The organism is Arthrobacter sp. 9AX, from assembly GCF_902506095.1.
In the GTDB taxonomy this organism is placed as follows: Bacteria; Actinomycetota; Actinomycetes; order Actinomycetales; family Micrococcaceae; genus Arthrobacter.
In genome coordinates, this window is record NZ_LR733293.1 from 3,522,046 (window position 1) to 3,547,037 (window position 24,992).

21 protein-coding genes are annotated in these 24,992 nt (G+C 66.6%); 8 read left to right on the plus strand and 13 right to left on the minus strand.

Annotation, left to right across the window (positions count from 1 at the left end; all coding sequences use genetic code 11):
* Positions 1-3: 3 nt before the first annotated feature.
* On the minus strand, positions 4-1,128 hold the full coding sequence (locus BACI348_RS16305) for a flagellin N-terminal helical domain-containing protein (RefSeq protein ID WP_159827751.1): 1,125 nt from the start codon (positions 1,126-1,128) through the stop codon (positions 4-6).
* Between the two features lie 236 nt (positions 1,129-1,364).
* Here BACI348_RS16305 and flgN point away from each other — a divergent pair, with 236 nt between their 5' ends.
* Genes flgN through fliW form a run of 4 tightly spaced genes read left to right on the plus strand, consistent with a single transcriptional unit; the run spans position 1,365 to position 4,574 of the window.
* On the plus strand, positions 1,365-1,847 hold the full coding sequence (gene flgN / locus BACI348_RS16310; protein ID WP_159827754.1) for a flagellar export chaperone FlgN: 483 nt from the start codon (positions 1,365-1,367) through the stop codon (positions 1,845-1,847).
* A gap of 31 nt (positions 1,848-1,878) precedes the next feature.
* Positions 1,879-3,297: a flagellar hook-associated protein FlgK gene (gene flgK / locus BACI348_RS16315; RefSeq protein ID WP_159827757.1), complete on the plus strand. Its 1,419-nt coding sequence runs from the start codon at positions 1,879-1,881 to the stop codon at positions 3,295-3,297.
* A 3-nt stretch (positions 3,298-3,300) separates the two neighbouring features.
* Positions 3,301-4,188 (plus strand): flagellar hook-associated protein FlgL, encoded by an 888-nt coding sequence (flgL, locus tag BACI348_RS16320; protein ID WP_159827760.1) that lies wholly within the window; start codon positions 3,301-3,303, stop codon positions 4,186-4,188.
* Entirely contained in the window at positions 4,185-4,574 is a 390-nt protein-coding gene (gene fliW, locus BACI348_RS16325; RefSeq protein WP_159827763.1) for a flagellar assembly protein FliW, read from the plus strand. Before flgL ends, fliW begins: the two co-directional genes overlap by 4 nt.
* Positions 4,575-5,040: 466 nt before the next feature.
* On the opposite strand, the gene BACI348_RS16330 is transcribed toward fliW, so the two are convergent.
* Together BACI348_RS16330 and BACI348_RS16335 are read right to left on the minus strand one after the other, a co-directional pair.
* Complete coding sequence (locus BACI348_RS16330) at positions 5,041-7,884, minus strand: FAD-binding and (Fe-S)-binding domain-containing protein (protein ID WP_159827765.1); 2,844 nt, start codon at positions 7,882-7,884, stop codon at positions 5,041-5,043.
* Positions 7,884-9,602 (minus strand): L-lactate permease, encoded by a 1,719-nt coding sequence (locus BACI348_RS16335; protein ID WP_159827768.1) that lies wholly within the window; start codon positions 9,600-9,602, stop codon positions 7,884-7,886. Before BACI348_RS16335 ends, BACI348_RS16330 begins: the two co-directional genes overlap by 1 nt.
* A gap of 147 nt (positions 9,603-9,749) precedes the next feature.
* Between BACI348_RS16335 and BACI348_RS16340 the strand changes: the two genes are divergently transcribed.
* On the plus strand, positions 9,750-10,442 hold the full coding sequence (locus tag BACI348_RS16340; protein WP_159827771.1) for a GntR family transcriptional regulator: 693 nt from the start codon (positions 9,750-9,752) through the stop codon (positions 10,440-10,442).
* A 21-nt stretch (positions 10,443-10,463) separates the two neighbouring features.
* On the opposite strand, the gene BACI348_RS16345 is transcribed toward BACI348_RS16340, so the two are convergent.
* The 8 genes from BACI348_RS16345 to BACI348_RS16380 form a co-directional block, all read right to left on the minus strand.
* Positions 10,464-11,246 (minus strand): enoyl-CoA hydratase/isomerase family protein, encoded by a 783-nt coding sequence (locus tag BACI348_RS16345; protein WP_159827774.1) that lies wholly within the window; start codon positions 11,244-11,246, stop codon positions 10,464-10,466.
* Between the two features lie 27 nt (positions 11,247-11,273).
* Complete coding sequence (gene paaE / locus BACI348_RS16350; RefSeq protein WP_159827777.1) at positions 11,274-12,515, minus strand: 1,2-phenylacetyl-CoA epoxidase subunit PaaE; 1,242 nt, start codon at positions 12,513-12,515, stop codon at positions 11,274-11,276.
* A 9-nt stretch (positions 12,516-12,524) separates the two neighbouring features.
* Entirely contained in the window at positions 12,525-13,046 is a 522-nt protein-coding gene (gene paaD, locus BACI348_RS16355; RefSeq protein ID WP_159830231.1) for a 1,2-phenylacetyl-CoA epoxidase subunit PaaD, read from the minus strand.
* An 11-nt stretch (positions 13,047-13,057) separates the two neighbouring features.
* Positions 13,058-13,993: a 1,2-phenylacetyl-CoA epoxidase subunit PaaC gene (paaC, locus tag BACI348_RS16360; RefSeq protein ID WP_159827780.1), complete on the minus strand. Its 936-nt coding sequence runs from the start codon at positions 13,991-13,993 to the stop codon at positions 13,058-13,060.
* Positions 13,990-14,430 carry a 1,2-phenylacetyl-CoA epoxidase subunit PaaB gene (gene paaB, locus BACI348_RS16365; RefSeq protein WP_159830233.1) on the minus strand — a complete coding sequence of 147 codons (441 nt, stop codon included), beginning with the start codon at positions 14,428-14,430 and terminating at the stop codon, positions 13,990-13,992. The genes paaC and paaB overlap by 4 nt, the downstream gene beginning before the upstream one ends.
* Positions 14,431-14,483: 53 nt before the next feature.
* A complete protein-coding gene (paaA, locus tag BACI348_RS16370; RefSeq protein ID WP_159827783.1) occupies positions 14,484-15,482 on the minus strand; it encodes a 1,2-phenylacetyl-CoA epoxidase subunit PaaA in 999 nt (332 codons plus the stop codon).
* A gap of 292 nt (positions 15,483-15,774) precedes the next feature.
* Positions 15,775-16,317 carry a TOPRIM nucleotidyl transferase/hydrolase domain-containing protein gene (locus BACI348_RS16375; RefSeq protein WP_159827786.1) on the minus strand — a complete coding sequence of 181 codons (543 nt, stop codon included), beginning with the start codon at positions 16,315-16,317 and terminating at the stop codon, positions 15,775-15,777.
* 75 nt (positions 16,318-16,392) lie between these two features.
* Entirely contained in the window at positions 16,393-18,441 is a 2,049-nt protein-coding gene (locus BACI348_RS16380; RefSeq protein WP_159827789.1) for a multicopper oxidase family protein, read from the minus strand.
* Positions 18,442-18,957: 516 nt separating this feature from the next.
* Here BACI348_RS16380 and BACI348_RS16385 point away from each other — a divergent pair.
* The 3 genes from BACI348_RS16385 (at position 18,958) to BACI348_RS16390 (ending at position 21,943) form a co-directional block, all read left to right on the plus strand.
* Positions 18,958-20,898 carry a bifunctional copper resistance protein CopD/cytochrome c oxidase assembly protein gene (locus BACI348_RS16385; protein WP_159827792.1) on the plus strand — a complete coding sequence of 647 codons (1,941 nt, stop codon included), beginning with the start codon at positions 18,958-18,960 and terminating at the stop codon, positions 20,896-20,898.
* A 74-nt stretch (positions 20,899-20,972) separates the two neighbouring features.
* Positions 20,973-21,119, plus strand: coding sequence for a type IV toxin-antitoxin system AbiEi family antitoxin domain-containing protein (locus BACI348_RS20750; protein WP_236557598.1), 147 nt, complete (start codon positions 20,973-20,975; stop codon positions 21,117-21,119).
* Positions 21,116-21,943, plus strand: coding sequence for a hypothetical protein (locus BACI348_RS16390; protein ID WP_236557599.1), 828 nt, complete (start codon positions 21,116-21,118; stop codon positions 21,941-21,943). Before BACI348_RS20750 ends, BACI348_RS16390 begins: the two co-directional genes overlap by 4 nt.
* Positions 21,944-22,893: 950 nt before the next feature.
* Here the strand turns inward: BACI348_RS16390 and BACI348_RS16395 are convergent.
* Positions 22,894-23,652, minus strand: a complete 759-nt coding sequence (locus tag BACI348_RS16395) for a GAF domain-containing protein (protein ID WP_159827795.1) — start codon at positions 23,650-23,652, stop codon at positions 22,894-22,896.
* 95 nt (positions 23,653-23,747) lie between these two features.
* Complete coding sequence (locus BACI348_RS16400; RefSeq protein ID WP_159827798.1) at positions 23,748-24,563, minus strand: response regulator transcription factor; 816 nt, start codon at positions 24,561-24,563, stop codon at positions 23,748-23,750.
* Positions 24,564-24,992 lie beyond the last annotated feature (429 nt).

A 24,992-nucleotide genomic window follows, 5' to 3' on the forward strand; every position in this document is an offset into this window, starting at 1 on the left:
GTGTTAGCGCAGGAGCTGCAGGACACCCTGGTTGGACTGGTTGGCCTGCGCGAGCATGGCAGTTCCAGCCTGGGACAGGATGTTGTTGCGTGTGAACTTGACCATTTCCTCAGCCATGTCCGTATCGCGGATACGGGAGTTGGAAGCGGTCAGGTTTTCCTTGGCCACGTTGATGGTCTGCACGGCCGACTCAAGGCGGTTCTGCGAAGCACCCAAGGATGCGCGGCCTGTTGATACAGCCGTGATAGCTTCGTCCAACGTCTTAACAGCAGCCTGGGACGCCGAAGCCGTACTGAAATCAAGGGCGACGGTGCTCGGAGTTCCGGCATCGGTTCCCAGAACCTTGGTCGTGCTGGTTTCCGTCACGGTTCCACCGGACAGAGCCCGCACCTGAAGTTTATCGTCGCTGACGTAGGCGACCATCTCGGCGGCGAACTTCGCGTCATCGTTCAGCGCCTGAGCGATTTGTGCAGGCGACTTGGCGCTGCTGTCTGCGTTCGTCAGCGAAATAGCATCAGTCGTAAGAGTTGTAGTGGCGCTCCCCTTGACGATTTGGAAGGTTGCGGCTCCAGCGGTACCTCCCCCGGTGAACTGCGTGGCTTTGCCTGTCCCAAGGTCGCTAGCGATCTCAGAAAGATCTGTTGTTGTCACCGCAATCTGGCTACTGGAGTCCGCGTTCGCTCCGACTTGAAAGTTCAAAGTTTTCGCTGAATCCAACAGATTCGTTCCATTGAAGTTCGTGGACGAGGCAATTCGGCCGAGTTCACCCACCAAACTGGTAGCTTCCGTCGCTATCGCCTCGCGAGACTTCTCATTGTTCGTATCGTTGGCTGCCTGAACACCCAGGTCGCGCAGGCGCTGCAGGATGGACTGAGCCTGGCTCAAGCCGCCTTCAGCGGTCTGCACCATGCCGATGGCGTCCTGGGCGTTACGGGAAGCGACAGTCAGGCCACCGATCTGGGACTTCAGGCCTTCGGACAGTGCCAGGCCGGCTGCGTCGTCACCGGCGCGGTTGATGCGCAGGCCGCTGGAAAGCTTCTCCAGCGACTTGGACAGGTCGTTCTGGGTGTTGCTGAGGCTGCGGTACGCGTTGTTCGCTGCCAGGTTGGTGTTGATCTGCATTCCCATGGTGTTTCCTCCGTGATCTGGGATGTATCTTCGAAGGCCCATCCGTGGGCCCTCAAAACCTACCTATCGGAACGGCGGGAAACCCGGTTAGGAAAATAGCCCGAAATCTTGTTGCGGGCACAGGCAAGCCAGAAGCAGGCACGTCAAAGGAAGAGCAGTTCCTAACGCCCCCGCTTCCCCGGCCGATAGTTTTCCCTTGACACGACGCCAACCCCCGGAACTGGAGTTGACCAGCCATGGCCATCCACGAACTCTCGGCACTGCTGTGGCGCGAACGCGAGCTCCTGGACCTCCTCACGTTCAAGCTTGAGGAGGAGCAGCTTCTGCTCACCGCCGGCAAATCACGCTGGCTGCCACACGGCACCCGGGAGGTGGAGCAGGTCCTGGAGCGCCTGTCCAAAGCCGGCCTGGCCCGCGCCGTAGAGGTGGCGGCGGTGGCCCAGCAGTGGGGCCTGCCCGCAGACTCATCCCTGGGCGAACTGGCGGCAGCCGCACCGGACGAAGCCTGGACCGGAATTCTTTCCTCCCATCTGACCGCCATGCAGCGTCAGACCGCAGCCATCCAGGAGCTTCGCGACTCCAACGAACAGTTCCTGCGGGCCGCGGTCCGGTCCACCCAGGAAACGGCGGCAGACCTCAAACCCGCGGCGGGAACCTACGACTCGCATGGCCGGACCGGCGAAGCATCCCCGTCCCGCCTTTTTGACCAGAAACTCTGACCGGCAGCGGCCGCACCAGCAAAGGACAGCAGTGAGCACATTCGGCGGACTCAACACGGCCTACCTGGGCCTCACCGCGGCCCGGCAGGGCATCAACCTCGCGGGGCAGAACATCGCCAACGCCACCACGGAGGGCTACACCCGGCAGCGGATAGCACAATCTGCCATTGGCGCGCCCGTTCCAACCGGCTTGACCGCCGGCGCAGTCCAGGCGGGCCAGGGAGTGTCCGTGGACGGCATTGCACGGCTGGGCAACAGCTTCCTCGACGCCGGCGTCCGCTCCAGCGCGGCGCAAGCGGGCTACGCCAGCTTTCGGTCTACCGAACTGCAGCGGATTGAAGACACCCTGCAGGAGCCGGGACAACATGGAATGTCGACGGCGTTGCAGGGCTTTTGGGCGGCGTGGCAGGGAGTTTCCAACCAGCCGGGCGAAGCCGCCCCTGCCGGCGTCCTGCTGCAGGCCGCGTCCGCGCTGGCCGGCAAGGTGTCAGCCGGCTACCAGGCCCTGGACTCCCAGTGGACGCGGGTGCGGGATGAAGCTGGCGGCACCGTCGCAACCGTCAACGAAGCCGCCTCCCGGGTAGCCGATTACAACGCGTCCATCCGCTCCGTCCTGGCATCCGGGGGCTCGGCGAACGAACTGATCGATGCCCGCAACCAAGCCATCGAAACCATCTCGGCCATGGCCGGCGGCACAGTGCGGAGCAACGAGGACGGCACGGCGGACGTCTTCATCGGCGGCAACGCACTGGTGTCCGGCACATCGCACCGTGAGCTGGCCCTCGCGGGACAGCTCACCATGGCAGGCCCCGGCACCGCCGTTCAGCTGGAATGGGCTGACCGCCCCGGCACGCCGGTAGGGTTCGACGGCGGGCAGCTGGCCGGTGCAATTTCCGTGCTTGCTCCGGAAGCCGGCGGGACAGGCGGGGCGATCGCGGAGGCTGCTGCGGCCTACAACGCCTTCGCCGCAAAGCTCATGGATGACGTCAATGGTGTGCACCGCACCGGACAAACCACGGCGGGCACCCGGAACCTCGACTTCTTCACTGCCAGCCCCAACGGCCCGGTGGCCCTGTCACTGCAGGTGGTCCCCCGCGCGGCGGGGGAAATTGCCACGGGAGCCGCAGGCGCCGGCACCCTTGACGGATCTCTCGCGGACAAACTCGCCCAGCTCGGGGCCGCAGCGGATTCGCCGGACAAGGCCTGGACCGCCGTCGTCACCCGTATTGGGATCGATTCCCGCTCGGCGCAACAGCACGAGCAGCTGGCAAACGCCGCCAGCATCTCGGCGGCGGGACAACGCTCCTCCGGCGCCTCCGTCAGCCTGGACGAGGAAAACATCAGCCTCCTCACCAACCAGCATGCCTACCAGGCGGCCGCCCGGGTGATGACCGCTGTGGACGAAGCCCTCGATGTCCTGATCAACCGCACCGGACTGGTGGGAAGGTAACCCATGCTGAACCGCGTCACCAACCAGACCATGGCCGCTGCGGCCCAACGGAACCTGCAGGCGGGCCAGGCCAGGCTTGCCGCGCTGCAGGAGAAGGGCGGTAGCCTGCAGAACATCACCAGGCCGTCGGACGATCCCGCCGCCCTCGCCGACGCCCTGGCCATGCGCTCAAAGTTGAGCGCTGCCGGGCAGTATTCGAACAACATCAGCGACGGCACGGGCTGGTTGAACACCGCCGACGCAGCTTTGGGCCAGGTGACCAGCCTCCTGAACCGGGTCCGGGACCTCACCCTCCAGGCCTCCAACGGAGCGCTCAATGACACGGCGAAGGAAGCTATCGCCGTCGAACTGGAAGGACTGAACAAAGACCTCCTGGCACGGGCCAACACCCAGTACCAGGGCCGCAACGTGTTCGCCGGGAACTCCGATTCGGCCGGTGCCTTCAGCAACACCACGCCCCCGCGGTTCAACGGCACTCCCGGCAGCACCGTTGAACGGCGCGTCGATGACCAGCAGACCGTGCGGGTGGATGCCGACGGCGGCGCGATTTTCGGCGATGGCGCCGACTCCGTTTTCGCCCTGGTCAGCGGCGTCGTTGCCGATATCCGCACCGGCACGGATCCCACAGCCCGGCTGGCCGCGCTGGACCAGCGGATAAAGGCCGTCATCGGCGGGCGGGCGGAGGTAGGTACCCGGCAGGCGCAGCTGCTGGAGGCCCAGGACACAGTGGAGGAAGTGAAGGCTACGCTGGAGGCACAGCGTTCGGGCATCGAGGACGCGGACATAGGAAGGGTGGTCCTGGACTTGAAACTGCAGGAAACGAATTACCAGGTGGCGCTGGCCGTCACGGCCAAGGTTCTGCAGCCCACGCTCATGGATTTCCTGCGATGACCGATGTTTCATCAATGGAGGTCACGTTCACTGCCCCCATGCCCGGGCTTGAAAGCTCCAACGCCTTCACCTTGCGCGGCGTGGACGGGGCCCCTGCCCTCTTTGCGCTTGAGGCCTCCGCAGGCCTGGCCGTGCGGCTCTTTGTTGCCGACGCCGCCGTGTACGTGCCCGGCTATGCTCCCGATCTGCCCTCTTCCGCCGTGGAGGCAGGCCAGACCACCACTTTGTTGGTGGTAACCCCCGGCCCCGGTGAGCCGACGGTGAACCTTGCTGCACCGATAGTGCTGAATCCGGGTACTGGCCTCTGCACGCAGCTGGTCCTGGACGGGAAAAACTACCCCCTACGTGCGCCGCTCGCAGCTGACCGGACGGAATCCGCCGGGTAATCCCGCTATGCGGGCGGCTATGCGCCCGACTCGGCCGAGAACGTGGTCCCGCCTTCATCAGTCACCAGCTGATCCGATTCACTCAGGGCTGCCGACCCCGAACAGTCGTCGCACCGGCCCACAAACTGATGAGGGCAGGTCGCAAGGTTGAGCCCATCCCCAGTGGATAATCTGATGCGCATGGTTCCCGCCGTTCCTGAGCAACCCCGGGTTCGCCAAGGTACTCATCGTTCCAGCCACCGCTAGGGTGGTGCCGGCGAAGCTCTGGGCAGGAGCCTTCTTGATTGCAAAAGCTCCATCCTCGCCGGCAAGTCCCAGTAGACAACTAACTGAAGCGGGAAACACGAGTAGGCCATACCCGTTCCTTCAGGCCGACCTTACCTACCCAAGCCGGTGGAGGCGGGGCCACCTAACGCCCCCACGTGCGTCTGCTTTCCCTCCCCACCAGCTCAACCACCGATGGTCCCTACCGCGTCACTTCCTCCAGCAGTTCCAGCACGTGCCGGTAGTCCTGGCCCGTTGCCCGGGTCATGCCCAGCTCGCAGGTGCGGTTGCAGGACGCGTGCGCTGAGGCGCCCAGCTCCCTTACCTCTTCGCCCTGCTTCCGGGTGGCCGAGGCAGTGAGCTCGGGGTGGAGCATGCCGCGGTCCCCGGCGAAGGCGCAGCAGCCCCAGTTCACTGGAACGTCCACTTTGTCGGCCACCGCGGAGGCCACGGCATCCAGGGAGCTGTTGATCCCCATCCGGGTGGAGGAGCAGGTGGGGTGCAGCGCCAGCGACTCAAGCTTGGCGTGCTCCGGCAGCTTGGGCAGGATGTGCAGGGCGGCGAAGTCCACCGCGTCCACGATCCGCAGCGGGCTCTGCCCCGGCAACGGGTCATCGAGTTCCACCACCTGGCGGAGGCCCTCCGTGCAGGACGACGCATCACAGATGATGGCCAGCTCGCCGTCCCGGGTTGCCTCCCGCAGCGCCGCCAGGGTCTTCTCCTTCATGGTCTCCTGGCCGGCAACCATGCCCTTGGAGGACCACGGCGTCCCGCAGCACAACGAGTCGATGCCCTCCGGCACCAGCAGGCTGATCCCCGCCCGCTCACACAACTGCTCGAAGCTGTACTGGACACCCCGCCCCGCAGCAGGGCCGGAGGCGGGGCCGCCAGGTGACGTGCCCCCGGAAGCCGGCCCGAACATCGTCCCCACGCACGCGGGGAAGTAGACCGCGTCCGGTGCGCTGTCCGGCGTCGGGCGCTTCCGCACGGAACCGCCGCCGGGCAGCTCCGCCGAGTACAGCGGCACCGTGTCCGTCCCCAGCACCGCCCGCGCCGCCTTGTTGGGCGCCTGCACGGCCGGGGCCGGCAGCTTGTTCACCACGGTCAGGGCCAGTGAGGCTCCGCGGGCGACGCCTTCCCAGTGCTTGGCCGCGGCGTTCCAGGCGCCGTTGGCCACCGCTCCGGCGTCGGAACGCCGGAGCCGCTTGACCAGCAGGCCCGTGTTGATGTCCACGGGGCACGCCGTCTGGCACATGCCGTCCACGGCGCAGGTCTGCACGGACTCGTAGCGGTAGTCCTTCTCCAGCTCCTTCACCAGCGCCGTGTCGCCTGCGAGCCGGGCGGCCTCGATGGCGCGCAGGGTGACGATGCGCTGCCGCGGAGTGAGGGTGAGGTCCTTGCTGGGGCACACCGGCTCGCAGTACCCGCAGGAAACGCAGCGGTCCACTTCCTCCGCCACCGGCGGCGCCGTCTTGATATGCCGCAGGTGCGCCTGGGGATCGTCGTCCATGAGCACGCCCGGATTCAGCATGCCGGCAGGATCGAACAGCTCCTTGATCCGGCGCATCACGCCGTACAGCTCGTCCCCGTACTGCCGCCGCACATACGGTGCCATCACCCGGCCGGTGCCGTGCTCCGCCTTGAGCGAGCCGCCCTCCCCCAGGACCAGGTCCACCATGTCCTCGGTGAACGCGCTGTACCTGTCCAGCTCCTCCGCCGTGGCGAAGCCGTCCGTGAGCATGAAGTGGACGTTGCCGTCCTTCGCGTGCCCGAAGATCACGCTGTTTTCATACCGGTACTTCTCGAACAGCCCGATCAGCTCACGGCACGTCCGGCCCAGGACCGGGACCGGCACCACAATGTCCTCCAGCAGCGCCGTGGTCCCCTGCGGCCGGGCACCGGCCACCGAGGCGTACAGGCCCTTGCGCAGGTGCCACAGCTGCGCCCGTGCGGAGGCATCAGCGGTGAACTGCGCCGGGGCGGCCAGGTTCAGGCCGGCCAGGGCCCGTTCGCCCACCTCCCGCAGCGCCGCAACCTCCTCCGGCTGCCCGGCGGAGTATTCCACCAGCAGCGCCGCGTGCTCGCGCACCGCAAGGTCGCTTACGACGGCGGGAGTCCCCTTCAGCGTCTGGCCCACCTTCAGCGAGAGCGCATCCAGGAGCTCCACCGTGGCAGCGCCGGTGTCCACCAACGCCGGCAAAGCGGCGTTGGCGGCCTGCAAATCCGGGAAGACCAGCAGGCCCGTTGCGGCGTGCGGAAGTCGCGGGACGGTGCGGAACACGGCCTCGGCCACGAAGCCCAGGGTGCCCTCGCTGCCCACGATCAGGTGCGCCAGCATGTCCACCGGGCTGGTGTAGTCCAGCAGGGAGTTCAGGCCGTAGCCCATGGTGTTCTTCATGCTGAACTGCTGGCGGATGCGGTTCACGGAGTCCTTGTTGCCCCGCACCCGTGCCGCAAGTTGGACCAGGCCTTCATGGAGTTCCGGTTCCAGCGTCCGCAGCCTTTGGTCCGCGTCCGCCGCTCCGGTGTCGATGACCGTTCCGGACGGCAGCACCACGGTGAGGGACTCAAGCGTTTGGTACGCGTTGTCCACCGTGCCGCAGTTCATGCCGGAGGAGTTGTTCGCCACCACGCCGCCGATGGTGCACGCGGCCTCGCTGGCAGGATCCGGCCCGAACTTGCGCCCGTAGGGCGCCAGCCGCGCGTTCAGGGCCCGCACCGTAACCCCCGGCTGCACGCGGACCCGCGCCCCGCCGTCGAGCACTTCCACGTCCCGGAAGTTGCGCCGCACGTCCACCAGCACGCCGTCCGTGACAGCCTGCCCGCTGAGGCTGGTGCCCCCGGACCGGAGGGTGAGCGGGACACCCTGCGCGGCGCTGGCGCGGAGCAGCCCGCCCACCTCCGCCGCGTCCTTTGCCGTCACAACGGCCTGCGGGATGAGCAGGAAGTGCGAGGCGTCGTGGGCGTTGGCGTGCAGGTCGATGGCACGGGTCTTCACCTGCGCGGGATCGGCCACAGCCTGCCGGAAGCTGTCGAGTGTCTGCATCAGGGCACCATCCAGCCGAGTACCGGGGTGGACTGCAGGACGATCAGCACCGTGATGAGGGCCAGCAGGCCCAGGCTCCAGCCCACCAGCTTGCGGAACAGCGTCCCCTCGGAGCCTTCCAGCCCCACCGCGGCGGAGGCAACGGCCAGGTTCTGCAGCGACAGCATCTTGCCCATCACGCCGGCGGAGGAGTTGGAGGCGGCCATCAGCACCGGCGAGAGGCCGGTCTGTTCGGCGGCCGTGGCCTGCATCTGCCCGAAGAGCGAGTTGGACGAGGTGTCCGAGCCGGTGAGCGCCACACCGATCCAGCCGATCAGCGGCGAGAGGAAGGCGAAGAAGCCGCCGGCCGAGGCAAGTGCGAAGCCCAGCGTGGTGGTCTGTCCGGACAGGTTCATGACGAAGGACAGGGCCAGGACGGCGGTGACGGTGACGATGGTCCAGCGCAGCTGCGTCAGGGTCTCCCGGTAGATGCCCAGCGCCTTGCTTGCAGAAATCCTGTACAGCGCCATGGTGATCAGGCCGGAGATCAGCAGCAGCGTCCCGGTGGATTTGAGGTGGTCCAGCTTGAACTTGGTGGCCGCTACCGGCTGGCCGGCGGAGTCCTCGATGTGCAGGCCGGGCCAGGCGAACGTCACGGTGCCCACCTGCCCCAGCCAGGCCTTGATGGCCGGGATCTGGGCCAGGGAGAACACGGCGATGATGATCAGGTAGGGCGCGACGGCGAGCCACACCTCACGGGGTTCCGGGCGGGTATTGTCCGTGGGGACTCCGGAACTGCCCGGAACGCTCACCTGCCGGCCGGCCGCCGTCGTAAGTTCCTGCGTGCCGTTGCTGCCCGCGCTCATTCCACTTGCCATGGCCGGAACAGAAGCGTCCTGTTCCGGGTCTTCGGCGCCCACCGACTCCTTGGGCTGCCATACCTTCAGCATCAGCAGCACCGCCGCCACGGTAACCACCGCGGCCACCACGTCGGTCAGTTCCACGGCCAGGTAGTTGGAGGTGACGAACTGGGCGGCGGCGAACGCTATGCCCGCCACCAGCGCCACGGGCCAGGTCTGCTTGAGGCCGCGTTTGCCGTCCACCATAAAGACCAGCAGCAGCGGCACGATCAGGGCGATGAAGGGGGTCTGGCGGCCGGCCATCGCGGACAGGTCGTGCAGCGGCAGGCCGGTCACACCGTTCAGGGCGATGATGGGCGCGGCCATGGCACCGAAGGCCACCGGCGCGGTATTCGCCAGCAGTGAGACGACCGCGGACTTGAGCGGTTTCATGCCCGCGGCCATCAGCATGGCCGCGGAAATGGCCACCGGCGCACCGAAACCTGCCAGGGATTCCAGGAGCGCGCCGAAGCAGAACGCAATCAGGATGGACAGGATCCGCAGGTCGTTGGAGATGGAGCGGATGGTCCGGCCCAGGGCATCAAACCAGGGCGTGGCCACCGTGAGCTTGTAGATCCACAGCGCGTTGACCAGGATCCACAGGATGGGGAACAACCCGTAGAAGATGCCTGCCGCGGTGGCCCCGAGGGCCTGGTCCACCGGCATCCGCCAGCCTGCGACGGCCAGGATGAAGGACAGGACCAGGCTGGCGATGGCGGCTTTGGCGGCCTTGACCCGGAAGACGCCCAGCATGACGAACAACAGGACCAGGGGAAGGGCCGCGCACAGGGCGGAAAGCAGGAGGGACCCGGCGATGGGGTCGAGGATCTGCTGAAACATGGGACTCCAAGATGGTGAGCAGCGCCACACCGGCGTGACGACCACTCGATTGTCTAACAAGTACACATGTAGGTCAAGACGGCTGAATACTTGTCTGGCAAAATGGGACGGAGACGCCCCCTATTGGAATTTGTTGAACGGAGATTCGTGGCCGGCCGTATTGCAGCTGTCTCGATTGTGGAAGCGGTGGCTTCGGACCTTCGGCTCCGCATTTTCTCCGGCGAGCTGCCCTCGGCCCACGCGCTGACGGAGACCGACGTGGCCACGTCCTACGAGGTGGCACGCCCCACCGCCAAGGCGGCCATCGAGAAGCTGGTGGCCGAGGGGCTGCTGGTCCGCGGCGTGCACAAGACCGCGCGGGTGGCGGACCTGGGGCCGGAATCGGTCCGCGACATTTACCTGGCCCGGGCGTACCTGGAGAGCGAAGTGCTCCGCCGGCTCGCCGCCGCACGCACGGTGCCCGCGGGCGCGGTACAGGCCAACCAGGATATCGCTGCGCTGGCCACCGGAGCGCCGCTGGATGTGGTGGAACCGGACATGCGGTTCCACACCAGCCTGATCGACGCCGTGGGGAATGAGCGGATCAGCAGGATGTACGGCTCCCTCGTGGCCGAAGTACGCCTGTGCATGTCCAGGGTGCAGTCACTGCACCTCCTGGACACCACCCTGATCCAGGCTGAACACCAAAAGCTCCTGCAACTGATCGAGGCAGGGCGGGGCGAAGAGGCCGCCCAACTCCTCGACCAGCACCTGGGCCGCGCACGCGAGCGCCTGGTGGCCGCGATGGGTGGCGAGCCGGGCCCGGAGGCGGACCTGCCCTCGGATCTTGTAGCCGGATAGCCCCGGGCTTAGTTCAGGCCGCTACCGATTCCGGAACTGCGGCTCGCGCTTCTCCTGGAAGGCGCGGAAGCCCTCCGCGTAGTCATCCGTTTTGCAGAGCCGTGCCTGCTCGGTGTTTTCCTCGGCCATGGCTTCCCACAAGCCCAGGCGCTGGTCGCGGATGTGGGCCACCAGCTCCTTGCTGGCGGTGAAGGCACCGGTGGCGCCGCGGGCCACCTTGGCCACGATGGCCCGGGTGTTCTCCAGCAGTTCGTCCGCCGGCATGGCCCGGCTGAACAGCCCCCGCGCCACGGCCTCGGTGCCGCTGATCAGTTCGGCCGTGTAGATCAGGTCCAGCGTCCGGTGCATGCCCAGCCGCTCCGTGAAGTACCAGTGCCCGCCCGAATCCAGCGTGGCCCCCAGCTTGGCGAACGGCGAGCCGAACTTCGCGTTCTCCGCCACGTACACCACGTCCGTGGCCAGCAGCAGCCCCAGCCCCACCCCCAGGCACGCTCCGTGGGCCGCGGCGAACGTGGGAGCCGGGAACGCACTCATCTTCTTCAGCAGCGGCTCCACCAGCCCGCCCAGGTACGCGGCGGCGTCGTCACTCTCCGGCGACACGTTCTGGATGTCGCGGCCGGCGCAGAAGGCGCGGCCCTCTCCCCTGAGCAGCAGCGCCCGCACCTCACCGCGCGAGGCGGCGGCAGCAGCGTCGTCGTACGCCTGGGACAACTCCGCGAGCGCCTGCTCATCGAGGGAGTTCAGCTTCTGCGGGGCGTCCAGGACGATTTCGGCGATGTTGTTGCTGATGGAGAGGGAAATCATGGGGCTCCTTGAATAGACCGTTGACACTTAGACGTCGAAGTCGACGGTGACTTCCTTGCTGGTGGGATGGCTCTGGCAGGTCAGCACGTAGCCCTTGTCCAGCTCATCCTGCTCCAGCGCGTAGTTTTCGTCCATGGTCACGCTGCCGGTGACCACCTTGGCCCGGCACGTGCCGCACACTCCCCCGGCGCACGCGAACGGTACGTCCGGCCGGACCCGCAGCGCGGCGTTCAGGATGGACTCGCGGGCGTGCGTGGGGCTGGCCACCTCGCCCTGCAGGCCGTCCAGCTTGAACGTGATCTTGACCGTCTCCTTGGACTCGTCCACCACCACGGGCCGGCCCGCGTGCCCCTCCGGTTTGTCCGGCTTGCCGCTCGTAAACAGCTCAAACCGTATCCGCTCCGGCTCCACGCCGCGCTCGGCCAGGGTGTCCCGGCACAGCTGCACCAGCTCGAACGGCCCGCACAGGAACCACTCGTCCACATCGTCCGCGTGGATGGCCGTGCCCAGCAGTTGTTGGAGCTTGTCGGCGTCGATCCTGCCACTGAGCAGCGGCGCGATCCGCTGCTCACGGCTCAGCACGTGGTGGATGGCCAGCCGCTGCGGGTACTTGTCCTTCAGGTCCGCCAGCTCCTCCAGGAACATCACGTCCATGGCGGCCTTGTTGGCGTAGATGAGATCGAACCGGCAGGCCGGGTTGGCGGCCAGCAGCGTGCGGGCGATCGCGATCACCGGGGTGATCCCGCTGCCGGCTGCGATGGCCACAAAGCTGGCTTCCCCCTGCCCGGCGACGTCCCCGGCGAGCTCCTCCGGGTTGTTCATGGAGTTCATCCGGTTCTGCTCCAGTGCCTTGCCGTCCCGGCCGTGCTTGGACACGAACGCGCCCATGGGGCTCATCACGTCCAGCGTGTCCCCGGCTTTCAGCTCGGCATTGGCCCACGTGGAGAACAGCCCGCCCAGGTCCTTCTTCACCGCCACGCGGATCTCGCTGCTGCCGTCCTCGAAGCTGCGCGGCTCGGCGCAGATGGAGTAGCTGCGGCGCACCTCATGCAGCTCGCCTGTCTCGTCCGGGAGCTTGGTGCGCAGGGCCACGTACTGGCCGGGCAGGTAGTCGAACTGGCCGGCGAGCTCCTGGGGCACGTGGAACGCCACCTCGATGGCGTCCTCGGTGAGCCGTCGCACCTCCTTCACGGCGAGAGTATGGAAGGACGGACGACGGCGGCCGGTGGCCTGCGCCGTTTCGGCGGCGGTCTGGCGGACAACAGGCATGGGGCTTCCTTACAGCACTTTGAAGTAGTCGAACGGTTCCTTGCAGTCCTGGCACACGTACAGGGCCTTGCAGGAGGTGGAGCCGAAGCGGGTGAGCTCTTTGGTGTTCAGGCTGGCGCACTGCGGGCACTTGACGGCCATGGTGAGCCTGATGGGGCCGGCGTGGCGTGCGGCTCCTGCTTTTCCTGTGGGCGGGGCGATGCCGTACTCCTGCAGCTTCTGCTTTCCCTCGTCTGTCATCCAGTCCGTGGTCCAGGCCGGGGCGAGGACAAGGTCCACCTCGACGTCCTGGTAGCCCTCTTTGGCGAAGGCTGCTTTGAGGTCGTCGCGGATGGCGTCCATGGCCGGGCAGCCCGAGTAGGTGGGGGTGATGGTGACCCTGACCTTCTGGCCTTTTGTCTCCACGTTCCTCAGGATGCCCAGGTCCGCGATGGTGAGCACGGGGATCTCGGGATCGCACACGGTGGCGGCGATGTCCCACGCCTGTTGCTCCGGCGTCGTACGCTTCGTCTCGAAGTCGCTCACGTAGATGGCCAAGGCACTCACCAGCTTGCCCCGGGATGCTCGCGGGCCAGCACCTGCATCTCGGCCAGGAGGTAGCCCAGGTGCTCGGAGTGCCTGCCCCTTCTGCCGCCGCCGGGGGCAGGCGGGACGTCCGGCACCTCGAGTCCGGCCTCGGTGAGGATTTCGCCGGTGAGCCGGTCGAAGTCCTCGCGCAGGCTGGAAGGCGCGACGGCGGCACCCGCCTCGGCGAGCCGTTGCGTCAGGTCGTCGTCTTGGAACAGTTCGTTGACGTACGGCCACATCAGGCGCAGGCCGTGGATCATCCTGGTGCGCGACTCGTCCGTGCCGCCGGCCAGGCGGAGGATCCACTGGGCGCTGTGGTCCCGGTGGTAGTCCACTTCCTTGACGGCCTTGGCGGCGATGGCGGCCAGGGTTTCGTCGGTTGATTCGGTCAGCCGGCGGTACAGCTCGAACTGGTAGTAGCTCACGATGAACTGGCGCGCGATGGTCACCGCGAAGTCGCCGTTGGGCTGCTCGAACAGCTGGACGCTGCGGAACTCGTGCTCACGGCGGAAGTAGGCGAGATCGTCCTCGCTCTTGGCCGTGCCGTCTTCGTTGGACATTGCGCCGCCGGCATAGCTGAGGAAGCTCCGGGCGTGGCCCAGCTGATCCAGGGCGATGTTGCCCAGGGCCACGTCCTCCTCCAGCTCGGGGGCGCGGGAGATCCAGTGGCCCAGGCGCTGGGCGAGGATCAGGGCGTCGTCGCCCAGGCGCAGCGCGTACTCGGCCACGTCCTCTGTTGGTTTGGCCAGGCCGGTTCTTACTTCCAGGGCGATGTCCTCCGGGCGCAGGGCGTTGCCGGGGGTGATTCTTGTGGCACTCGCGTTGCTGTCGCCGCTGCCTGTCGGGGCTGCTACGCCGGTGGAGATGTCGCCGTGGCCTGCTGCTTCGGTGCTAGTCTCGGGGGCGCTCACAGGTGCTTTACCCCTTCGCTCTTGGTGTAGTACGTGGCGTGGCGGTAGTCCTTGCCCTGGGGGCTTTCGAAGAAGGAGCCCTTGGAGTCCGGGTCGCTGGCGGCGATGGCATCGGCCGGGACCACCCAGATGGAGACGCCCTCGTTGCGGCGCGTGTAGAGGTCGCGGGCGTTGCGCAGGGCCATGGCGGCATCCGGTGCGTGCAGGGATCCGGCGTGGACGTGGCTCAGGCCGCGGCTCGACCTTACGAAGACCTCCCACAGGCCCCAAGCGTTGCGGCCCTCGGGGGTTTGACTCTCGCCGGTGTGGGTCTGCGGCTTCTGGGCCTGCGCGTTCTGGGCGTCGGTGGACTCCACTTTGGCGCTGGCCTTGGGGGCTTCACGCTTGATCTCTGCGGCCGAACTTGCCGGCTCTTCAGGGTTGCCGTGTGGAGCCATGGCGACCGGGGTCCCCGGCCGAGCCTGCGAGGTTGGGGTGTCGACATGGAGGGTCATGCTGCGTATTCCTTCGTCTTCATTGACTGTTTTGCTCGCTGTTTGTCCGCATAAGCGGCGGCTGCCTCCCTGACCCAGGCTCCGTCGTCGTGAGCTTCCCTGCGGCGCTCAAGGCGCTGGGCGTTGCAGGGGCCGCGGCCGGCGAGCACTTCCTGGAACTCGTGCCAATCCAGGGGGCCGTGCTCCCACTTCCTGGTGTCCTCGTTGTAGCGGACCTGGTCATCGGGGAGGGTGAGGCCGAGGACGCGGACCTGTTCCACCATCATGCCCACGAAACGGCTGCGGAGTTCATCGTTGCTGAAGCGCTTGATGTTCCAGGCCATGGACTGCTTGGAGTTGGGCGAATCGTCGTCCGGCGGACCGAACATCATCAGGGCCGGGGCGTACCAGCGGTTCACGGCGTCCTGGGCCATCTGCTTCTGCGCGGGCGTGCCGTTGGAGAGTTCGAGGAGGATCTCGAAGCCCTGGCGCTGGTGGAACGATTCTTCCTTGCAGATGCGGACCATCGCGCGGCCGTAGGGGCCATAGGAGGCGCGGCACAGCGGGACCTGGTTGCAGATGGCGGCGCCGTCCACCAGCCAGCCGATGGCACCCATGTCCGCCCAGGTCAGCGCCGGGTAGTTGAAAATGGACGAGTAGCGGGCCTTGCCGGCGATGAGGTCTTCCATCATCTTGTCCCTTGTCTGCCCAAGGGTCTCCGCGGCGCTGTAGAGGTAGAGCCCGTGGCCGGCCTCGTCTTGGACCTTGGCCATGAGGATGGCCTTGCGCTTCAGGCTGGGGGCCCTTGAGATCCAGTTGGCTTCGGGCTGCATGCCGATGATCTCGGAGTGCGCGTGCTGGGAGATCTGGCGCAGCAGCGTCTTGCGGTAGGCCGCCGGCATCCAGTCCTTGGGCTCGATGCGTGAGTCCTGGGCGATGACGCGGTCGAAGTTGGCCTGGCCCTCTTCATCCGGGAATAGCTCAGCTGGCACTGACTGCAAGTTCTGCGCTGCCATGGTTGCTCCTATGCAAAGACCTACTGGACCGGGCGGAATTATTTACCGACCGTTCGTTCAGGATATGCGGAAGGCTTCGGGGGCGTCAAGCGTCCGGGCCCCCCGGGCGCCTTGCGACTCGGTAATCCGGTTTCGACACGCACACTCGGCGGCGCGGCCCAGATACCGGGTGCGCCAGCGCATCTGCGCCTCGGGATCGAATATGCGCGTCGCCAGCACGTCTTCCGGACGCCCACCCCCGGACGCGCGCTCACTACTGGCCGGCTTTCCGGGGACGGGCCATCACCTCCGATCAGAAGGAGGCGATGAGTTGGGCCAGCGGTGGGGGTGCCTGTCCGGTTGGCAGGGCGTCCACCAGCAGGCGCGCGTAGCGGATCTTGTTGCCGCTGCGTCCCGCGAGGAACCGGCGCAGCTGTGCCGAAACCGGCTGTTCCCGCTGGGACGGCTGCTGTTGGAGGACCCGGAACGACGCGAGCTCTCCTTGAGCCGCGATGACCTCGAGGACCGCATCAACCCCAAGGGAGCGGATGAGTTCGTCTTCCAAATCGGCCTGGCAAACGTGGAACCCCAACTCGTCCAGCGGACCCGGCCCGATGCCTGCCTTGGCGAGGGCCCGGGCGATACCAGGAGATTCGCCTGCGTCGCACAGACCGAGCAACCGGTGGCCTGCGCCGTCCGGGCCGTAGCGGTTGAGAAAGTGCACGATGCTGGTGGCGCCGCCCATCGGCACCACGGTCACGCCCTCAGCAGCCAGGTCATGGCCAACGCGGTACGCCAGCGTTTCAACGGCTACCCTGTCGCTCTCACCCTCCACCAACACCGTCGTCATCTGCATAGGGCCAGTATGCCCAGCCCCGGCCCAGGCGTTAATACCGGCTTCCTGCTGGGTTGTCAGCGGGAAGCCGGGTTGTCAGCGGGCATCCACCGTGCGGGTGGCTGTGCCGCCGCGACTGGATTCGGCCTTCACGGACGTGACCTGCTGCTTGGGGCCAGGCTTGGCCGTCAGGGACCAGGTGCCCAGGGCGTTGACTGCGGCGGTGCCCAGTTTGGTGGCGGCACGTCCGGGCGACACGTCGTACACCGTGACCGAGGCTCCGGCCGACGCCGCTCCCGCGACCGTGGAGGCGCCGGAGATGGTCATGTCCTTGTTGAGCCGGTGCCGGGCGGTGGTGATGGTGAGGACGTCCTTCTGCACTGCCGGTTCTGCCGCCGGCGGCTCGGCTGCCTGGGAGGTGGTGGCCGGTGCTGGCTGCTCGGCGGGCTGGGTGGTCCCGGTTGAACCACTCCCCGCCGACGACTCTGTGGTTGCCGGTGAGGGGGCGTCCGTCGGTTCCTTACCGGATGTTTCCGGAGTTTCCGGGGTTTCCGCGGGGATAGGGTGCGGGCGCGCGGCCTCCACGGGATGGTTGGGGTCCGGTTGGTTCATGTCGATGCCAACACTGAACTGGGCCATCATGTCGTGATCCTCGTGCGGAAGGTTGTGGCAGTGGATCATGTACCTGCCGCGCTGGTGCTCAAACTTCATGAGCAGCCGCACTGTCTCGCCTTCGCCGACATAAACCACGTCCTTCGGCCCGCGTTCATAGCTGAAGGGTGCTCTGCCGTTGCGGCTGAGGATCTGGAAGTCCACCAGGTGGATGTGGACGGGGTGGAACCATCCACCCGAGCTGTTTTCGATTTCCCAGATCTCGACGTCGTCCAGGTCCGGATTGGCGAGGACCTTCCGGTAGCCGCTTGCCACCACCTCGTCCCAGGTCATGCCACCGATGGTCCAGATCTCGCCGTCCCGCTTCACGCGCATGTGCCGGGTCTTGACGGACTGGGATGTTGTCAGGCTCATGGTGGTGCTGGCGGCGAGCAGTGTGGGCATGACCCTTGCGGCCGGCCCGGAGGTGTCCACGGCATCACCCGTCACATCAAAGGCCATGACTCTGCCGGTGTTGTCGTAGTCCACGTTGTTGTCGTTGGACAGGTTGCGCAACTCCACCCGCTTACCGGCCGGGTACTTGGAAAAGTCGATGAGGATCTCGTAGCGTTCCGCGCTGCCGTGCCGCCACGAGGACACCTGCTGGGCCGTCGGCATCAGGCCGCCGTCCGTGGCCACCATGGTGACGGGGTCCCCCGTGCTGAGGGAGAAGCGGTAGGAGCGGGAAATGGACGCATTGAGGACGCGGAAGCGGTAAATCCTCCGCTGGACCTTCATCACCGGCCACGGCGCCCCGTTCACCAGGATGACGTCCCCCCAAAGACCGGAGTGCGTGTTGTCGTCGTAGGCCAGGGAACCGTTGGCGGCGAACATGGCGTCGGAGACGGTGAGCGGAACGTCGAACTTGCCCTGGGGCAGGAGGTTCCGCTCGACGTCGTCATGCAGATGGTACTGGCCGGCCAGTCCCGAATAGACGCTCTGCGCGGTGTTGTGGACAGCGTGGTCGTGGTACCAGAGCGTCCGGGCCGGCTGGAAGTTGGGATACTCGTAGTCCTTGCAGTAACCCAGCCCGGTGACGTCATTCGCGTACCCGTCGAACTGCGGCAGCGACGCCGACCCGTGCAGGTGGGTGGACGTGTCCAGCCGGTACCCCCACTGCGGATGGAGCAGCGGCAGCACGTTGTCCATCATCAAGGAGATGCGTTCGCCCTGGTCCACGCTTATGGTGGGGCCGGGGAAGGTCCCGTTGTAGCCAAGGATGGGCGTGCTCAGCCCGGGCACGATATTGGCCGACCCCAGCTGTTGCTTGATGCGGTAGTGGCGCCGGATGTGGCCGTCGGCGTCCCTGGTGGTCTTCAAGTACGGAAGCACCGAGGGAACCATCAAGGTCCTCTGGTAGGGCTTGGGCATGTTTTGGGGAGCCAGCCGGCTCGCCGACTTGGCATCAACGGACCGTAACGGCACCGCAAGCCCAAACGCGCCGACGATTCCGATCCCACCTATTTGCATTGCCTGCCGGCGTGTAATGGTCATGGACAAAGGGTGCATAAACCACAGTGCGAAAAAGTTGGGGAAATCTGGGACCGCATTAATGGTCCGCAAGCACCGGCTCCCGGGCACGGGTCCCGGGGCACGGGCACGGTCTCTGAACACGGGCACGTAGGCGGGTCAGACTGAGGCGGGAAGGACGCACCCTTAGCGTGGCTGCTGTGGTAACGGTCGTCGTCGGACGTTCGGGCAGGGTGGCTCCGGGACGCGAAAAGCTCCCGGGCAAAAAAGTAGCCGGGCCCGGCATCGCATTCTGGGGTGCGATACCGGGCCCGGCCTTGCCGGAACGGGGCTGGGGGCGAAGTCCGTATCCGGATGAAAAGAGCTTGGCAGCCGGGCCTTACGGAAAGCCTAGGGAGCCGTTCCCGGCAGATTCCAAGCCGTGCCAAGGATTTTCCAAGAGGCCCGCGACAAACTTTCGCGCAGTTAAGGTCCTTGATACGCCATGTCAGGGACAGGCAGTGCGGCGGAAGGGGCATGATGTCGCTGAGGACACAGGTAGTGGCAGGGGCAACCGTGCTGGTTGCGGGGATGCTGGCACTCGTTTGGGCCTACAACTACGGCGGCGGCGCAGATCCAGGCTTGCTGGACAGGGCCGGTCCGGCCGTCACGTGGGTTTTGGCCAGCGCGAAGCTGGTGTTCAACCTTGCCAGCGCGGGAACCATCGGGGCCCTCGTGCTCGCGGCTTTTGCGCTCCCCCGCCAGGGGGCCGCCCGTGAGCGGGCGCTTCGGTTCGCCGGCTGGTCAGCGGCCGCCTGGTTTGGCGGCGCCGCGGTGCACACGTACGCCAGTTTCCTGTTTATCGCCAACACCGCCCCGTCGTCGGGGCTCAGCGAAGCCTTCCTGCAGTACCTGACCAAGATCGACGCCGGGCGTGCCGGGGCCCTGGCCACCCTGATAGCCGGCGCCGTGGCCGTGGCATGCTTCCGGCTGCGGAGCCCCCGCCTTCTCGCCGGCACCACCGCTATCGCGTTTGCCGGCCTGCTGCCGCTGGTCATGAAATCCCATGCCTCCGGCGGCACCGACCATGCCGACAGCACCACCGCTATCTTCCTGCACGCGGCCACCGCGGCGGTCTGGGTGGGCGGCCTGATGGTGCTGGTGGTGCTGCGTAAAGTGCTGACGCCGGACCAGCTGGACGTGACGGTCCGTCGCTACTCGACGCTGGCGTTGATCTGCTTCATCGCCCTCGCTGTCACCGGATCCCTCGGTGCCCTGGCTCGAATCACCACGGTGGAGGCACTGCTCAGCCCGTACGGCGTGATCGTTCTCGCCAAGTTGGGGGTGCTGGTCATTCTTGGGGTGTTCGGGGCGGTGCACCGGCATTGGTCGATCAACCGGATGGAAAAGAACCCGCGCCGGGGTGGCAGGCTGTTCGCCGTTTTGGCCGTGGCCGAACTCGGAGTCATGGGTGCCGCTTCCGGGATGGCCGCCGCCCTGGCGCGGACGGAACCGCCGGCAAGCACTGTCACCAGGGCCACCAGGGAGGCCGGCGCCAAGGAACTGGCCACCGCACCGCCCGGGCCGGGCCTCGTGGAATATCTCTCCGGGTGGGCTCCCGATCCGCTGTGGAGCCTGGTCTGCGGCTTCGCGGTGTTTGCGTATCTGGCAGGGGTGCGGCGGCTGCGTGCGGACGGCAGGTCCTGGCCGCCGTACCGGACCGTGCTGTGGTTGGCCGGAATGGCAGTCCTGTTTGTGGTGACGAACGGGGGCGTGCACGTCTACCAGGGCTACCTGCTCAACGCCCACGTGCTGACCCAGATGATGCTCACTGCCGTGGTGCCTCTGCTGCTGGTCCCCGCCGCCCCGCTGACTCTGGTCCGGCGTGCCGTCAGGGCCAGGACGGACGGCAGCACCGGGGTCAAGGAGTTCGTGGAACGGACCGTGCAGCCCTGGTTGGCGGCGGTGCGCAGGGATCCCGTCCTGGCCATCTTTATCCTCGCTGCCTGCCTCATCGCCACTTACTACACCCCGCTCCTTGAGTGGGCAGCCGCAGGGCAGGCGGGATACAGCGCCATGAGCCTGCTCGCCCTCCTGAGCGGCTGCCTGACCACCGCCGCTTTCACCGGAACCCGGTCCCCCGGCCTCATCCGCCAGCGGCTGCTGGTCCTCGCAGGAATCGGTTTACTCTACCTATTCGGCGGCTGGAAAATCGTGGAACAGGCACCGGCAATGGAGCTGCCCTGGTACACAGCCGTGGGCAAGCCGTGGGGTTTGTTGCCTGCCGCGGCCGCGGAATTGGGCGGTCCCGTGATGTGGTCCGTGGCGGCCCTCTGGCTCGCCGTCACTGGGGCCCTGGTCCTCATCCGCCGCGACGCCCGTGCCGGTGGTCCGGTTTCCGGGGGCGGCTCGCGACGCGCGGATGCGATTCCGACGCCGGCGCTCGTCTACGCGGCCCAGATACCGGGTGCGCCGGCGAACCTGCGGGTCGAAACCGACTAGCCGCGTCGGACTTGTCCACATAGCTGCAGCCGTCCCTCCCGCCTGGTTCGGCTCAGCTGGCAACGTGCTGGACTATGCCGGATTTTCCATCGCTCCTGTTGTCCCGCGACCGCCTGCTCTATGGGCTGACCCCGGACGATCTCGCCAACCACGTGAAGTCCGGCGCCCTGGTCCGCGTCCGGCACGGCGTCTACATCGAGGACCCGCCTGGCGGACGTTGAAACCGTGGGAGCAGTACCCTCTCCGCATCCGGGCGGCCGCGGAGTCGTTCGAGAAACCCACGGTTTTCGCCCGGCACTCGGCCGCCAGCGTGTGGGGCGTACCGACCGTCGGCCTGCACCCGGTCCAGGCACTGACGTTCAAGAACGACGGCGGCCGGTCCCGTGCCGGAGTCAGCCGCCACTTTGCGGCGGCGGCAGACCTGAAGATCGTCACCCGGGACGGCCTGTTGGTCACCGACCGCATCCGCACCGTCCTGGACCTGGCAGCCTATATACCCTTCGCCGAGGCCGTGGTACCCATGGACCACGTGCTGCGACCGGACAAGGCCAGCCGCCTTCCCGCTTTGACCAAGAATGAACTGGAGGCCGGTATCGGGTCAGCCTATTCCGCAGCCGCCGGGCGGAAGATCCGGGCGGTCATCGAGTTTGCTGATCCCGCGTCGGGCTCAGCCGGCGAATCGTTGAGCCGGGCACTGATCCACGTGGCCGGCTTCGAAGCCCCGGTTCTCCAACAGGAAATTCAGGACGCGGCCGGCCTGGTGGGCTACACAGACTTCTACTGGAAGCGGTCCAAGGTGGTGGGTGAATTCGACGGCGAGGAAAAGTATGCCAAAGCCGAATACCTCCGTGGCCTGACCCCATCGCGGGCCGTCGTAGCGGAGGAGAACCGCGAAAACCGGATCCGTGCCACCGGTATGAACGTGGTGCGCTGGGATTGGGCCGAGCTGATGGAGACGGGCACGCTGGAACGAAAGCTGGCGGCGGCCGGTGTGGCCCGCCGTCGTACGCGTTCCGCCACTACCGACGCGCAAACCCGATCGTGACACGCAAACTCGCCGGCGCGAGGGGTATCGGGGGGTCGCCAGCGGATCTGCGCGTCGCCGTCGAATATGTGCAGGGCAGGCACCCCGGAATGTGGGTGCACTCGGGACGAACCGGGCAGGAGCTGGCGTGCGAGACTTCCACGGTGCGACAGACCCCAGGACATGGGAGCGCCCCGATGCTATTGGGGGATGCATCGGGGCGCCTGAAGAAATACTAGGGTGGGACGTTTATCCAATCAACTGGCAAACTCCGCGTGCCGTTTAGGAGGGACGACGGATATGGCCCAACCCCCAACAGCGCTTCCCAGCCAGCTGTTATTTGGGCCATATCCCCGCGGTCAGTGCGTTCCCACGCGACCGCACAAGGAAGGTCCCGGCGGCCGACGCTTGCCGTGGAGTTCCTGATTTATCAGCGGGTTCATCGGGCCGGTGTGCCGGAAGGTCGCGTGACAACGGCAACGTCCGGACGGCGAACATGGCGGTGATAAAAGGGTTCTCAACGAAGCACCAGGGCCGCCTGCTTGACCACCATGAGGCTATCAAGGTGAATAGGCTTCCAATGAATGCCCTGTTCAAACCGCGAAACGAAGGGCGAACAACGGCCAGCCCCTGCCCACATCCGGCCGTCCCCTCCCCAGCTGGCCCCTGCACTTTTCGCACGAGTCGGGCGCCGCCGTCGGGCGCTACAGCGCGTAAACTGGATCATGGATGCGATCCCGGCACTGGCCCTCATTTTTGGAGCGGCGTTCGCTTGGCTGGGACTGACCATATTCGTGATCCTGCGGTTGCGTCGCCGCCGGAGCGGATCATCGGTAGTGGCTTCCGCTCCCCCTCCCGCAGACCCCGACGGCCACTATCTCTACAGGCCCACTCGCCGCGTCCGGGCGGCATCGGGCCGTGCCAGGACAAGGGAACGCAGGCTACACGCCCGGAAAGCCCGCCGCTGAGGATCAAGCCCGCGCGTCGATGTGCATTTGGACCATCGCGGCCATCTTCCGCAGTACCTGCTGCTCGGACGGGCCGAAGCTGCGCGGCTTGTGGTCGATGATGCACAGCGTTCCGATGTTCCAGCCGCGCGGCCCGTGGAGCGGGTAGCCGGCGTAAAAGCGGATATACGGCTCCCCCACCACGAGCGGATTGGCCGCGAAGCGGGGGTCAGTATGGGTGTCGTTGATGACCAGCATCGAGTTCCGCTGCACTGTCTCGCTGCAGAATGCGATACTCCGGGGCGTCTCGGGGCGCAGGGGCCCCACGGAGGACTTGAGGAACTGTGTGTGCCGGGCGATCAACGACAATGACGCCGCCCCCACATGGAAATACTCCTGCGCCGCGGCAACAATCCTGTCGTAAGCCATTTCGGGGCCGCTGTGGAGCAGTTCGGTTTCGCGCAGCGATTCCAGCCGCTCAGCTTCCGCCCGTCGAGGAGTCAGCAGAAACCTGCCCGCAGCCCCCAGTGCTGCCACGGCGTCCTCCTCGGAAGCCTCCTCAGCCTTGGCCAGCCCGCCGTTGGTGCCCCCAGGCGTTGAACGCCATTCACGCCCGGAAGCGCCCGCATCTGTGGGCAGGGCAAGAACCGCGACCAGGAATGCCGGCAGTTCCAACGCCGAATACCGGGACCGGTCGAACAGCGACGGCCAGAGGGTGCTTGGGTTCACGCCGGAAACGAGCATGGCAATCAATTTGCGTCGTTGCTCAGCCTCGTCATCCATGCCGGATCCCCCCGCGCGCTTTGTCAGACCCAGCCCACCTCTGGTTGGACAAGCTGTACTAATCAGTATACTTACTAACTCGGTGGTTGCATCCTCTACGGCGTCAGCCGGTAGCCCAGGCCGCGCACGGTTTCCACCCAGCGGGGCTTCCGCGGGCTGTCTCCGAGCCGCCGGCGCAGGTTGCTGAGGTGCACCTCGACGGCACGTTCCTCCCGCTCGCTGACAAAAGAGCCGGTGTTGTAAGGGTCGTTGCGCAGCCACCGGACCAGGTCGGCCTTGGTCCGCACAGCCCGGCCGTTCTTCATAAGGTACAGGAGCAGGTCGAACTCCGTACGCGTGAGGTCCAGCGGCACGCCGTGGACCGCGGCCCGGCGGCCGCCCTCATGGACCGTTAACCCCCTATGGCTGAAGTCGGGATCGGCGGTTGTGGGATCTTCCGCCGGGGTTTCCGGCTCGGACGACGGCGTGTCCCGGCTTCGCTGGGCTGCCGGCGGCAGCTCTACCAGCCCCGTCAGCAGGCCTGCTGCTGCCACGTGCGCCGTCCGCGGCCGGCGCAGCATCGCCGCGATCCGGGCCCGCAGTTCCCGGGGTCGGAACGCCTTGGGAAGGTAATCGTCGGCGCCGGCCGTGAAGGCCAGCACCGCGTCGGCCTCGTCCGGCCGGGCTGCGAGGATGATGAGGTACGCGTCGCTGAAGGTGCGGATCCGCCGCAACGCCTCGATGCCGTCGAAATCGGCGAGGCCCAGGTCCACGGTGACAACGTCCGGCTCGTGTTTCCTCACAGCTTCGACGCCCTCGAAGCCTGAGGACCTGGCGTGTACGGCAAAGCCGGACTGCTGCAAGAGTCCGGTCAGGCTGGACCTGATGTCGTCGTCGTCCTCGATTACTACCGCAACACCGCGCTTCCCCATGCAGCCCTTCAACCTTCCGCATCCAACCCGCCCGCCAGCCGGGCAGGCACAACCAGAAGGCATTCGGAGGAACGGACCGCACGGATTGCCCTCTGTTGTTTTGGCCCAGCCAGGCGTCTCATTCGGGACCGAAAGAGCCCGGGGTGGGCGGTTCAGCACGTGACGGCGGCCCTGCATTTGTGCGGGGCGGCTCGCTCCGGGACCCGCCTTCACAAAAGCTAGTCCAATTGAGTTAGGTTAGGGCATTGAGACCGTGGACAAGGGCCTCGCCGTCCTGGCGTCGCTTGTGTGCGGGATCCTCTACTGGGCCTTGGCTACCCGGGCAATGGGAGCGGCCGAACGGTGGATGAAGCGCCGCCGCCAGCATTCCCCCGCCGCCCCCTGAAACGCCCCATCACTTCCCGCACGTTTTTCCCGACGCCCCATCAC